Annotated in this window: 10 protein-coding genes; 4 read left to right on the forward strand and 6 right to left on the reverse strand. The window is 71.4% G+C overall.

All coding sequences use genetic code 11. The features are described from left to right. Positions 1–57: 57 nt before the first annotated feature. Entirely contained in the window at positions 58–834 is a 777-nt protein-coding gene (locus tag ACFVU2_RS10290) for an SGNH/GDSL hydrolase family protein (RefSeq protein ID WP_387873563.1), read from the forward strand. 6 nt (positions 835–840) lie between these two features. Here the strand turns inward: ACFVU2_RS10290 and ACFVU2_RS10295 are convergent, their stop codons facing one another. Continuing rightward, a complete protein-coding gene (locus ACFVU2_RS10295; RefSeq protein ID WP_387873565.1) occupies positions 841–3,285 on the reverse strand; it encodes a phosphoketolase in 2,445 nt (814 codons plus the stop codon). A gap of 63 nt (positions 3,286–3,348) precedes the next feature. Between ACFVU2_RS10295 and ACFVU2_RS10300 the strand changes: the two genes are divergently transcribed. Genes ACFVU2_RS10300 through ACFVU2_RS10310 form a run of 3 tightly spaced genes read left to right on the forward strand, consistent with a single transcriptional unit; the run spans position 3,349 to position 5,661 of the window. Further along, positions 3,349–4,185, forward strand: a complete 837-nt coding sequence (locus ACFVU2_RS10300) for an alpha/beta fold hydrolase (protein ID WP_387873569.1) — start codon at positions 3,349–3,351, stop codon at positions 4,183–4,185. A 10-nt stretch (positions 4,186–4,195) separates the two neighbouring features. After that, positions 4,196–4,780: a GNAT family N-acetyltransferase gene (locus ACFVU2_RS10305; protein WP_387873572.1), complete on the forward strand. Its 585-nt coding sequence runs from the start codon at positions 4,196–4,198 to the stop codon at positions 4,778–4,780. Further along, complete coding sequence (locus ACFVU2_RS10310) at positions 4,777–5,661, forward strand: DMT family transporter (protein WP_387873575.1); 885 nt, start codon at positions 4,777–4,779, stop codon at positions 5,659–5,661. The genes ACFVU2_RS10305 and ACFVU2_RS10310 overlap by 4 nt, the downstream gene beginning before the upstream one ends. Before the next feature lie 16 nt (positions 5,662–5,677). Here ACFVU2_RS10310 and ACFVU2_RS10315 read toward each other — a convergent pair whose 3' ends face one another. The 5 genes from ACFVU2_RS10315 to ACFVU2_RS10335 form a co-directional block, all read right to left on the reverse strand. Beyond that, positions 5,678–6,547 (reverse strand): ABC transporter permease, encoded by an 870-nt coding sequence (locus ACFVU2_RS10315; RefSeq protein WP_387873577.1) that lies wholly within the window; start codon positions 6,545–6,547, stop codon positions 5,678–5,680. Beyond that, entirely contained in the window at positions 6,534–7,472 is a 939-nt protein-coding gene (locus tag ACFVU2_RS10320) for an ABC transporter ATP-binding protein (protein WP_387873580.1), read from the reverse strand. The genes ACFVU2_RS10315 and ACFVU2_RS10320 overlap by 14 nt, the downstream gene beginning before the upstream one ends. Beyond that, positions 7,469–8,542 (reverse strand): outer membrane lipoprotein carrier protein LolA, encoded by a 1,074-nt coding sequence (locus tag ACFVU2_RS10325; RefSeq protein ID WP_387873582.1) that lies wholly within the window; start codon positions 8,540–8,542, stop codon positions 7,469–7,471. The genes ACFVU2_RS10320 and ACFVU2_RS10325 overlap by 4 nt, the downstream gene beginning before the upstream one ends. Before the next feature lie 117 nt (positions 8,543–8,659). Continuing rightward, the gene (gene pyk / locus ACFVU2_RS10330) at positions 8,660–10,075 is read right to left on the reverse strand and encodes a pyruvate kinase (protein ID WP_387873584.1); all 1,416 of its coding nucleotides are present in this window, start codon (positions 10,073–10,075) and stop codon (positions 8,660–8,662) included. A 74-nt stretch (positions 10,076–10,149) separates the two neighbouring features. Then, positions 10,150–11,607: a glutamate synthase subunit beta gene (locus ACFVU2_RS10335; RefSeq protein ID WP_387873586.1), complete on the reverse strand. Its 1,458-nt coding sequence runs from the start codon at positions 11,605–11,607 to the stop codon at positions 10,150–10,152. Positions 11,608–11,611 lie beyond the last annotated feature (4 nt).

The raw sequence follows: 11,611 nt of genomic DNA on the forward strand, positions 1-11,611 counted from the left end.
GCTGCTCCTTCGCGTCGCGGTGCGGCCCATGGTACGCGCGACGGGTAGCGTAGCGGTGTGTTCACCTCCTACATCGCGATCGGGGACAGCTTCACCGAGGGCGTCGGCGACGATCTGCCGGACGGCCGGGTGCGCGGCTGGGCCGACTTCGTCGCCCTCGGCCTCGCGGCGGCGTCGCCGGAGCCCGTCCGATACGCCAACCTCGCGATCCGCGGCCGCAAGCTCGGCCCCATCGTCGCCGAGCAGATCGAGCCGGCCATCGCGCAGCGCCCGCAGCTCGTGAGTCTCAACGGCGGCGGCAACGACATCATGCGTCCACGCGTCGCCATCGCGGATGTCGCGCGCATCCTCATCGACGCCGCCGACCGCGTCACCGCTTCCGGCAGCCACATGCTGCTGCTGAGCGGCGCGAACCCGTCGGCGCACCTCCCGCTCGGCGGTCTCGTCCGCAGGCGCGGCAACGACCTCGCCCGCGAGGTGCGCGCGATGCTCCCCCGCGACGGCATCACGTTCGTCGACAACTGGGCGGACGAGGGCCTGGAGCACATCCGCTACTGGTCGGAGGACCGTCTGCACCTCAACGCGCTGGGCCACGCCCGCGTCGCGAGCAACGTGCTGACGGCCTTCGACGTGCCCGTCCCCGCCGAATGGGGCGTGGACGAGGTGGCCGCCTCATCCGGCGGCGACCGCAGCCGGCGTACGGCCGAGTACTACCGGCGCTTCGTGCTCCCGTGGATCGGCCGCCGGCTCACCGGACGGTCGTCCGGCGACGGCCGTGCCGCCAAGATCGCCGAGCTGACCGTCGTCGACCCGGCGGGCGCCCAGCCGCTGTAGCCCGCCTCAGTCGTTGTCCCCGCCCGTCGAGTCCAGGCGGGGTCCCGACGTCTCCCCGCCCCAGGTCCACTCCGCCACGACGGGGATGTCCTCGCCGTGCTCGCGCGTGTACTGGCGGGCGGCCAGGCGGGCGTCCTGCATCTCCTGACGGAACGCCGTCTCCCGCGCCGCGAGGCCGGGCACGCGGTCCAGCACGTCGATCACGAGGTGGTAGCGGTCGAGGTCGTTCAGCATCACCATGTCGAAGGGCGTCGTCGTGGTGCCCTCCTCCTTGTAGCCGCGCACGTGAAGGTTGCCGTGGCCCTCGCGCCGGTAGGTCAGCCGGTGGATGAGCCACGGGTAGCCGTGGTAGGCGAAGATCACCGGCTTGTCGGTCGTGAAGAGCGCGTCGTACTCGCGGTCGTTCAGCCCGTGCGGATGCTCCCCCTCGCTCTGCAGGCGCATCAGGTCGACCACGTTCACAACCCGCACCTTGAGCGCCGGGAGGCGGTGGCGCAGGATGTCCGCCGCCGCCAGCACCTCGAGCGTCGGGATGTCGCCGGCGCAGCCGAGCACCACATCCGGTTCCTCGCCGTCGACCTCGGTGCCCGCCCACTCGAACACGCCGATGCCGCGCGTGCAGTGCGCGATCGCCTGGTCCATGGTCAGCCAGTTGGGAGCCGGCTGCTTGCCCGCGACGACGACGTTCACGTAGTCGGTCGAACGCAGGCAGTGGTCGTACGTCGACAGCAGGGTGTTCGCATCGAACGGCAGGTAGACCCGCACGACGTCGGCCTTCTTGTTCACGACGTGATCGATGAATCCCGGGTCCTGATGCGAGGCGCCGTTGTGGTCCTGGCGCCAGACGTGCGAGCTGAGCAGGTAGTTGAGCGACGCCACCGGGCGGCGCCAGGCGATCGCACGCGACGACTTCAGCCATTTCGCGTGCTGGTTGAACATCGAGTCGACGATGTGGATGAACGCCTCATACGAGGTGATCACACCGTGGCGCCCGCTCAGCAGGTAGCCCTCGAGCCAGCCCTGGCACTGGTGCTCGCTCAGCATCTCCATCACGCGGCCGCTCGGGACGAGATGGTTGTCCTCGTCGATCGGCCAGTACTCGGCGTTCCACTGCTTTCCCGTGACCTCGTAGACCGCCTGGAGGCGGTTGGACGCCGTCTCGTCGGGGCCGAAGAGCCGGAAGTCCTCCGGGTTCGCGCGCATGACATCCCGGAACCACTCGCCGAGCACGCGCGTCGCCTCCGCCACGGAGCCGCCCGGTCGCGGCACGTCGACGGCGTAGTCGCGGAAGTCGGGGAGCCGCAGATCCTCGCGGAGCAGGCCGCCGTTCGCGACGGGGTTCGCGCTCATCCGACGCTCCCCGTCCGGCGCCAGCGCGGTCACCAGGGCGACCGGCGCACCCGCTTCGTCGAAGAGCTCCTCCGGCCGGTACGACGCGAGCCAGCTCTCCAGCAGCCGCGTGTGCGCCTCGGTGTCGCGGGCGTCGGCGAGCGGCACCTGGTGCGAGCGCCAGTTGTTCTCGGCGGGATGCCCGTCGATCACCGCCGGGCAGGTCCAGCCCTTCGGCGTGCGCAGGATCAGCATCGGCCACGCGGGCCGTCCGTCCAGCTCGCCCGCGGCCGCCGCCCGTTTGATCTCCGCGATCTCGTCCAGGATGATGTCGAGCTCGACCGCCATGCGCGTGTGGACCGCGCGGGGGTCCTCGCCGTCGAAGCCGCCCGACACGAGGTGCGGCGTGTAGCCGTAGCCGCGCATCAGGTCCATCAGCTCGGATTCGGGGATGCGCGCGAGCACCGTCGGATTCGCGATCTTGTACCCGTTGAGGTGCAGGATCGGCAGCACGACGCCGTCCGTCACCGGGTCGAGGAACTTGTTCGAGTGCCAGGCCGTCGCGAGCGGCCCGGTCTCGGCCTCGCCGTCGCCGACGACGGCGGCCACCAGCAGCTCCGGGTTGTCGAAGGCCGCACCGTACGCGTGCGACAGGGAGTACCCCAGTTCGCCGCCCTCGTGGATGGAACCGGGGGTCTCCGGAGCAGCATGGCTCGGGATGCCGCCCGGGAACGAGAACTGCCGGAACAGCCGGCGCATCCCGTCCACGCTCTGATCGATCGCGCTGTAGACCTCGCTGTAGGTGCCGTCCAGGTAGGCGCTGGCCACGACACCCGGTCCGCCGTGGCCGGGGCCCGCGATGAAGATCGTGTCGAGGTCCCGCTCGCGGATCGCACGGTTGAGGTGGGCGTAGACGAAGTTCAGGCCCGGGGTCGTGCCCCAATGGCCCAGGAGGCGCGGCTTGATGTGATCCCGCGAGAGCGGCTCGCGCAGCAAGGGGTTGTCGAGCAGGTAGATCTGCCCGACCGAGAGGTAGTTGGCGGCACGCCACCACGCATCCAATCGGTCCAGGGTCTCCTCACTCGGCTCGAGACGGTCGATGGATGCAGTGGATGCGTTCACGGTGTCTCCCCTCGGGGCAAGCCTACGGGCGCTCCGCTCCGAACAACAGGCGTGGACAAGACGATGGTGAACACCCGGTGCGGACTGGTCGCGGTCCGGCACACGGAGCGACGGACGCGCACGGCGACCGTGCTGCTGCACGGCGCGGCCGGCTCGTGGACGACCTGGAACGCCGCCATCGCGGCCGCCGAGAGCGGCGGCGACATCTCGGACCTCGTCGTCCCCGACCTGCCCGGCTGGGGCGACTCCCCCGCCGACGTCGCCCACCTCGACGCGCCGAGCCTGGCCGCCGCGGTCGCGGTGACCGTGCGCGCCCTCGGCTACGACCGCTGGCGCCTGGTCGGTCACTCGCTCGGCGGCTTCGTCGCCCTCGAGCTCGCCGCGCAGGAGCCCGCCGCCACCGAGTCGGTGCTGCTCGTCTCGGGCACGACGTTCGGCGGACTCGGCGACCGGATACGGCTCCCGCAGCTGGTCGCCCGCTACGCCCCGCTGATGACCCTGCTCGTCGTCATGCGGGTGCTGGCCGCGCTCGGCCCCGGGATCGCCTCCCGCTTCGTCGCCGCCCTCGACCGTGCTCATCTGCTCGGCCTCCTCACCGCACCGCTGTTCGGGCACCATGTGCCGGAGGCCGTCACCGATCTGGCCCGCGATCTGCGTCCTGCGGCCTTCGTGCGGGCGGTGGCCTCCGCCCGCACCTACCCTGCCGAGGAGCGCTGGCGTCTCATCGGCTGCCCCGTCGTCGCCGTCCACGGTGACCACGACCTCTTCTCCCCCGCTTCGGACGACCTGCCGCTGGCACGCATCATCCCGCAGCTGCGTTCGCTCACCGTCCCGGCGACCGGGCACTTCGCCCACGTCGAGCACCCGAGCCTCCTGGCGGGAGCGCTGCACGCGCGGTAGCGTCGAGCGCATGGTGGACGACGTGGTCATCCGGTCGGTGGACGCCGGCTCCTGGGAGGACATCCGAACGGTCTTCGGCACGGTGGGCGATCCCAGCGGATGCTGGTGCCAGTGGTTCAAGCTCCCCCGCTCGGCGTGGGACGGCGGCACGCGCGCCGACAAGGCCGAGCTCCTGCACGCGCAGGTCGACGCGGGCTCGCCCGGCGTCCTCGCCGTCCTCGACGGCGAGCCGGTCGGCTGGGCTGCGGTCGAACCGTACACGGCGTATCCCTCGCTCGCGAGGTCCCCCATCACGCGCCGCCGGGAGGACGATCCCGCCGATCCGTGGGCCGTCACCTGCTTCGTGGTCCGCCCGGAGTTCCGGCGGCGCGGCATCGCCGGCGCGCTGCTCGCCGGAGCCGTCGGCCACGCGCGCGATCGGGGAGCGACAGTGGTCGAGGGGTATCCGGTCGATCCGGAGCAGCGGCCGTCGCTGTCGGCCGCCGAGCGCTATCACGGCACGGTCGCGCTGTTCCGCGACGCGGGCTTCGCGGTCGTGCGCCGCCCGTCGGCGACACGGGCGCTCATGCGGCGCGGGCTAAGCTCGACGGAGTGAACTCCAGACGCGATCGGGCCATCGGCGCCGGCACCCAGATCGCGACGGAGGTCAGCATCAACTTCGGTTCGTCCATCGCCGGGCTCCTCATCCCCGTCGTCGGATCGATCGTCGTCGTGGCGGCGCGCCAGCTGGTGACGGCGATCGCGGTGCTGCCGTTCTACCGGCCCCGCCGTTCCGAGCTGACCTGGCGGCGTCTGTGGCCCGCCCTGGCGCTCGGTGTGGTGCTGGCCGCGATGAACCTGAGCTTCTACGAGGCGGTCGGGCGGCTCGGTCTCGGCATCGCCGCGACGATCGAGTTCCTCGGTCCGTTCGCGCTCGCGCTGCTCGGTTCGCGCCGGGTGCTCGACGGCGTGTGCGCCGTGGTCGCGGCGGCGGGCGTGCTCCTCCTCACCGCGACCGAGGGCGACCTGGATCCGGTCGGTGTCGTGCTCGCTTTGACGGCCGCCGCGGCCTGGGCCGCCTACATCCTGCTCACCCGGCGGGTCGCGACGGGGCTCCCGGGGCTGGAGGGTCTCAGTGTCGCCAGCGTCGTCGCCACCGTCCTCACCGTGCCGATCGCCCTCGTGGTGATCGACTACACCCGTGTGGACTGGGGTGTTCTCGGGCTGCTGCTCGCGCTCGGCGTGCTGTCGTCCGCGTTGCCGTACAGCCTGGACACGTTCATCCTGCGCCGCATCTCGCCGCGCCTCTACGCGATCATCACCAGCTTCGGCCCGGTGGTCGCGACCGTCTTCGGGGTGCTCGTGCTGCGCGAGTCCTTCACGCTCGTGCAGCTCGTCGGCATCGTGGTCGTCTGCGTCGCAGCGGGCGCCGCCATCGCCACGCAGCGGGAACGGCCGCGCTCCGAGCTCGAGGCCGCCGCCGAATCCATCCCGTGATCGCACGCGCCGACGGCTACGACAGGATGTCCTTGGTCGTGAAGCGCCCCACCGCCAGCGCTCCGAACACGGCGACGTAGCCGAGCTGCAGGAGCGCGTTCTGGCCGAACGCGTCCCATGAGACCGGGTCGCGCAGCAGATCGCCGAAGCCGAGCCAGTAGTGCGAGAACAGCCACGGATGCAGCGCGGAGAGCTGCGGGAGCTGGTCGAGCACCTGGGAGACGACGGCGAGCACCGCGGTCGCCGCCATCGCCCCGACGGGAACGTCCGTCAGGGTCGAGAGGAACAGGCCGATCGCGCACAGCCCCAGGAGCGAGACCACGACGAAGGCGGCGATCAGCAGCATCCGGAGCAGCGCGTCGCCGATGCCGACCGTCGTGCCCGACAGGAGGGTCACCGGGCCGATCGGGAACAGCGCCGCTCCGATCGCGGCACCCGCGAGGGCGACGATGAGGGCGCCGGCGACACTGAACGCAGCGGCCCCCGCATACTTCACGGCGAGCAGCCGCAGTCGCCCCGCCGGGGCGATCACCAGGTAGCGCAGCGTCCCGTGGCTCGCCTCGCCGGCGATCGTGTCGCCGGCGACCACGCCGATCGTCAGGGGCAGGAAGAGCGGCATGCAGACGACGAGCGCCGTGAACGCCACGAAGAGGCCGTTGTCCGTGATCTGGCTGAGGAACCCCGGCCCACGACTCGATCCGCCGGTGATGCGCACGGCGACCGCGATGAGCACGGGCACCGCGGCCAGGGCGGCGAGCATCGCCCAGGTGCGGATGCGACGGAACAGCACCGACAGCTCCGAGACGAGAAGCGCCCATCCGCCGGAGGGGCGGGGGCGGCGGGCCGTCAGCGCAGGGGCGGCGGGAGCGGCGTCACTGCTCGACATCGAAGCCCTCCCCGGTCAGCTCCACGAACCGCTCCTCGAGACTCGAGGAGCGCACAGCGAGGCCGCGCACGCGGACGTCGCCGCGCACGAGCGCGGCCGTCAGCTCCTCCGCCGGAGGTGCCGCCGCCCCGAGCGGCGCCTCGACGCCGTCGGTCGTGTGCTCGGGCCGGAGTCCCAGACCCGCGAGCACCTCGGTCGCGAGCATCGCATCCGGAGTCTCGACCACGACGCGCGGGCCGGATCCGCCCCGGAGGTCGTCGAGGGCTCCCTGCGCGACGAGCCGGCCCGCGCGCATGATGGCGGCGTGCGTGCACATCTGCTCGATCTCGGCGAGCAGGTGGCTCGACACGAACACGGTCGTGCCGCCCGCGGCGAGGGAACGCACCAGGTGGCGCACTTCCCGGGTCCCCTGGGGGTCGAGCCCGTTCGTCGGCTCGTCGAGCACGAGCAGCTCGCGATCCGTCAGCAGAGCGCCCGCGATGCCCAGCCGCTGCTTCATGCCGAGCGAGTACGCGCGGACGTGCTTGCCCGCGGCATGGCTCAGACCCACGCGCTCCAGCGCGGCCTCGACCCGCTGCGCGCGGGTCTCCCCCGGCGCGTACCGGTCGGCGGTGTCGCGGCGCACGAGGTTGGCCGCGCCCGACAAATAGGGCGCGAAGGCGGGCCCCTCGACCAGCGCGCCCACGCGCGGGAGGACGGTGGCTCCGCGGTCCGGCATCCGCTCGCCGAGCACCCGCGCCTCCCCCGCCGACGGAGCGACGAGACCGAGGAGCATGCGGATGGTCGTCGTCTTCCCGGATCCGTTCGGGCCGAGGAAGCCGAACACCGACCCGCGCGGGACCTCCAGGTCCAGCCCGTCCACCACCGCGCGCGATCGGAAGCGCTTCGTCAGCCCGCTCGTCGCGATCGCGGCGGCATCGCTCACTGCGCGGCGGCCTGCAGAGCCGAGACCGGGACCGCGCCGACGAGCACGCGCCCGTCCGCGGTGACGAGCACCGACACCAGCGACGTGCTCAACGCCCGCCCGCCGGCCACGCTCGTGGTCAGCTGCGCGAACAGCGGGTCGGTGGTGAGAGAGGCCGGTGCCGAGCCGGCCGGCAGGGTGGCGATGCTCGCCCATCCCTCGCCCGTGACCTGCGGCTTCGGGTGGTCGCCGTGCTCCGTCGCCTTCGCGGCCGAACGCTCCGGAACGGACTGCTCGGTGACCTTCGCGTTCGCCGGCGGGGTGAAACGGAACACGCTCGCGTCCGGGCGATCCGTGCTGAACGTGGTGAAGCCGGCCTCGAACGCAGGAGCCGTCGCGCCCGTCGCGATCACCTGCACGCGCAGCGGGATGCCCGTCGCGCCGTCCACCGCGATCCGCACCGAGCCGACCAGGGTCGCGTCCGTCTTCGGAGTCAGCACGAGCGAGTACGCGTCGCGCCCGGCGACGCTCGACGGGGCGCCGAGGGTGACCGTCGTGCTGGGGTCCGCGGCGGCGAGCAGCTTGTCGGCCAGGGCCTGCGGGGTGGTTGCCAATGGGGTCGGCGTCGCGCCGTCCGTGCCGCTCGGCGAGCGGTCCGGGAGGGTCACGTGCGTCGCGCTCTGGGCCTTCGAGTCGTACAGCCACACATCGGACCCGTTGCGCACGGCATCGCGCTCTGCCAGCTGGTCGAGCACCTGGACGCGCTGTCTGGTCGCGCCGTCCACGTACACCTTCGCCGTGTGGTCACCGGTCAGCAGCTCCAGCGCGCTCTGCTCGCCCGCCGAACTCGAGTCCGACGACGCGGACGAACCCGACACCGCCGGAAGGCTCGGCAGCCCGAGTTCGGAGCTCTGCTCCACTGTTCCCGAGAACGTCTTCGTGTCGCTCGCGGCGACCAGGCGGATCACGTCGGCCGGGGACTTCACCGGCAGATCGGCCGCGCCTGCGGCGAGCGGCACCACGATCACGCCGGTGGCGATCACCGCGGGGACGGCGACCGCGGGAACCCAGCGGATCCATCGGTGCTTCATATCGTCAGGATACGCTCCGACCGCCGCCGCCACCCTGCGAGCTGACCGGGAATAACCCTCCCGGGCAGGCGGAAGGCCCCGCGTCGATGCGACGCGGGGCCTTCACATCCATCCGATTCAGAGCACGTCGCCGACGCGGTGGACGCGGATGTCGTTGGTGGTTCCGGGGATTCCGGGAGGGGAACCCGAGATGATGATCACCTTGTCGCCGTTCGCGGCACGACCGGTCGACTTGAGCGCCTCGTCCACCTGGGCGACCATCTGGTCGGTGTGGGTGACACGCTCGACCACGAAGGACTCGACGCCCCAGTAGAGCGCCATCTTGCGACGGGTCGACTCCTCCGGGGTGAAGGCGAGGATCGGGATCTTGTTGCGCAGACGCGCCATACGACGGGCGGACTCGCCCGACTCCGTGAACACGCAGAGGTACTTCGCCTCGACGAAGTCCGCGACCTCCACCGCCGCCAGGGTGATGGCGCCGGACTGGGTGCGGGGGCGCGTGCCGAGCGGCGCGATGCGGTCCAGACCGTGCTCCTCGGTGGAGGTCACGATGCGGGCCATGGTCTGCACCGTCACGGTCGGGTACTCGCCGACGCTGGTCTCGCCCGAGAGCATGACCGCGTCCGCGCCGTCGAGGACGGCGTTGGCGACGTCGGAGGTCTCCGCGCGGGTCGGGACCGGGCTGGAGATCATCGACTCGAGCATCTGCGTGGCGACGATGACCGGCTTGGCAGCACGGCGAGCGAGCTCGACGGCGCGCTTCTGCACGATCGGCACGGCCTCCAGCGGAAGCTCGACGCCCAGGTCGCCGCGGGCGACCATGATGGCGTCGAACGCCTCGATGATGCCCTCGAGCGCCTCGACGGCCTGCGGCTTCTCGATCTTGGCGACTACGGGGACGCGGCGTCCCTCCTCGGCCATGATCTCGTGCACGCGCTCGATGTCCGAGGCGTTGCGCACGAAGGACAGCGCGATGAGGTCGGCGCCGAGCTTGAGGCCCCAGCGCAGATCGGCCTCGTCCTTCTCGGACAGCGCAGGCACGTTGACCGCGACGCCCGGGAGGTTGATGCCCTTGTTGTTGGAGACCGGACCGGCGACCACGACGCGCGTGGTGACGACGGTGCCGTCGGTCTCGAGCACCTCGACGCGGACCTTGCCGTCGTCGATCAGCAGGAAGTCTCCGGCCTTCACATCCTGGGGAAGACCCTTGAACGTGGTGGAGGAGATCTCCTTGGTGCCGATGATGTCCTCGGTGGTGATCTTGAAGATGTCGCCCTCGGCGAGCTCATAGGGACCGGCCTCGAACTTGCCGAGGCGGATCTTCGGTCCCTGCAGGTCCACCAGGACCGCGACCGGCTTGCCGGCGTCCGCGGCGGCCTTGCGCACGTTGGCGTAGACCCCTTCGTGGACGTCGTAGCTGCCGTGGCTCAGATTCATCCTGGCCACGTCAACACCCGCGTCGATGATCGCGCGGATGTTGTCGTAGCTGGACGTCGCCGGCCCGAGGGTCGAGACGATTTTCGCCCTTCTCATGCTTTTCGTTGCTCCGATGTTCGTGCGCCCCTGACGGCGCGCGGTTCGTGGTGATGCCCGAAGAGGGCATCGGGTCAGACGAGGATGCCCCGGTCGGTCGGACGGACCGGGGACGGCAGTTGCGTCTCCCCCTCAAGATACCGGTCGACGGCCGCTGCCGCCGCCCGGCCCTCGGCGATCGCCCAGACGATGAGCGACTGGCCGCGCCCGGCGTCGCCCGCGACGAAGACGCCCGGCTCGCTGGTCTGGTACTGCCCGTCGCGCTGCACGTTGCCGCGCTCGTCGAACGGGAGGTTGAGCTGCGCCGTGAGGTCGTCCTGCTCGGGGCCCGTGAAACCGAGGGCGAGGAGCACGAGGTCGGCGGGGATCTCGCGCTCGGTCCCGGCCTTCGGCACGCGGCGTCCGTCGAGGTACTCGGTCTCGGCCACGCGCAGCGCACGGACCTCGCCGAACTCGTTCGAGAGGAACTCGACCGTCGACGCGAGGAACTCGCGCTGGCCGCCCTCCTCGTGCGCCGACTGGACCTCGAAGAGGGTCGGCGTGGTCGGCCACGGCTGGTGCCCCGGGCGCTCGGCCGGCGGCTGGACGCCGATCGCGAGGTTGGTCACGCTGGCCGCGCCCTGGCGGTGCGCGGTGCCGATGCAGTCCGCACCGGTGTCGCCGCCGCCCAGCACGACGACGTGCTTGCCGTCCGCCGTGATCTGGCCCGACACGTCGTCGCCGGCACCGGCCTTGTTCTGCTGGACCAGGTACTCCATGGCGTAGTGCACGCCGGCCAGGTCGCGGCCCGGGATGGGGAGGTCGCGCGGGACCATCGCACCGGTCGAGACCACGACGGCGTCGTAGCGCGCACGCAGGTCGTCCCAGGTGATGTCCACGCCGATGTTGACGCCGGCGCGGAACCGGGTGCCCTCGGCCATCATCTGGTTCAGTCGCGCCTCGAGGTGCTTCTTCTCCATCTTGAAGTCCGGGATGCCGTAGCGCAGCAGACCGCCGATGCGGTCGTCGCGCTCGTACACGGCGACGGTGTGACCGGCGCGCGTGAGCTGCTGGGCGGCCGCCAGGCCGGCGGGGCCGGAACCGACGACCGCGACCGTCTTGCCGGTGAGGCGCTCCGGCGGGTGGGGCTGCACCCAGCCGTTCTGCCAGGCCTGGTCGATGATCGAGACCTCGACCTGCTTGATCGTGACGGCCGGCTGGTTGATGCCCAGCACGCACGACGACTCGCACGGGGCGGGGCAGAGACGGCCGGTGAACTCCGGGAAATTGTTGGTCGCGTGCAGGCGGTCGATCGCCTGGCGGCCCTCCCCGCGCCACATCAGGTCGTTCCACTCCGGGATGAGGTTGCCGAGCGGGCAGCCCTGGTGGCAGAACGGCACGCCGCAGTCCATGCAGCGGCCCGCCTGCCGGCGCAGCTGCGCCGGGTCACCGGCCTCGTAGACCTCTTTCCAGTCCATGAGGCGCACGGAGACCGGGCGCCGCTTGGGGAGCTCGCGCTCCGTGGTCTTCAAAAAGCCTTTGGGATCAGCCACCATT

Origin of the sequence: Leifsonia sp. NPDC058194 (assembly GCF_042883605.1) — a bacterium.
Lineage (GTDB): Bacteria > Actinomycetota > Actinomycetes > Actinomycetales > Microbacteriaceae > Leifsonia.